Here is a 1,034-nt window from a genome sequence, read left to right on the forward strand (position 1 = left end):
CCCCTCAAAAGCGCCGCGCGCGTCGAAACGCGCGAAGCCGCAACATTGTCAGACACGCGCGCCAACCGGATCAGCTCATGAACCCCCGCACCCGCCATGCTCTCGAGCTCATTCTCGACAATCTCGTCTGGTTCATGCTGGTCTTCGTGCTGGTGGTGTTTTCCCTGCTCATTCCGAACTACTTCCAGCTCGGCATCTTCGCCAACATCATCGAGGCCTCCAGCGTGCTGGGCGTGATGTCGATCGGCCTGGCGCTGGTCATCATCGCCGGCCACATGGACCTATCGGTCGAATCGGTCGCCGCGCTCAGCGCCATGGCGGTCGGCATCTTGTTCTGCTCGTCGGGCATCGGCCTCGGCGTGCAACTGCACCCGCAATGGCTGATGGTCCCGGTTTCGCTGCTGCTCGCCGTCCTCGTCGGCGGCATCATCGGCGTCTTCAACGGCTTCCTGATCGTCAGGCTGAAGATGAGCGCCTTCATCATCACGCTGGCCTCCTACATCTGGGTGCGCGGCCTGGTGCTCGTCGTTTCCGGTGGCCGCTCGGCACAGGACCTGGCGCCGGCGATCCGCTGGTTCGGCATCCAGCGCCTGATCGGCCTGCCGCTCACCGCCTGGATCGCCATCGCCTGTTTCGTCGTCTTCTCGCTGATCATGGCCAAGACGCCGTTCGGCCGGCACCTGGTGATGATCGGCGGCAACGAGACGGCCACCTTCCGCGCCGGCATCCGCGTCAACCGCAATTTGATCATCGCCTTCGTGCTTGCCGGCGCCATCGCCGGTCTCGCCGGCTGGCTGCTGGCCATCCGCACCTCCGGCGCCACCGCCAATCTCGGCGTCGGGCTTTTGTTCAACGCCTTCGCCGCCGTCGTCATCGGCGGCGTCAGCCTGAAGGGCGGCGTCGGCACCCTGCCCGGCGTCTATGCCGGCGTGCTCTTGCTCTCGGCCATCAACACGGCGATCAACCTGATGGGCCTGCCGGCCAATTTCACCCAGGTGATCCACGGCCTGCTGGTGCTGGCTGCGGTGCTGCTC

1 protein-coding gene is annotated in these 1,034 nt (G+C 65.5%); it reads left to right on the forward strand.

The window, feature by feature from the left end; genetic code table 11:
• Positions 1 to 77: 77 nt before the first annotated feature.
• Positions 78 to 1,034 (forward strand): ABC transporter permease (locus EN742_RS35910; protein WP_148670569.1); only part of this gene is annotated, 957 nt, incomplete at its 3' end.

Origin of the sequence: Mesorhizobium sp. M4A.F.Ca.ET.020.02.1.1, assembly GCF_004022645.1 — a bacterium.
Classification (GTDB): Bacteria; Pseudomonadota; Alphaproteobacteria; order Rhizobiales; family Rhizobiaceae; genus Mesorhizobium.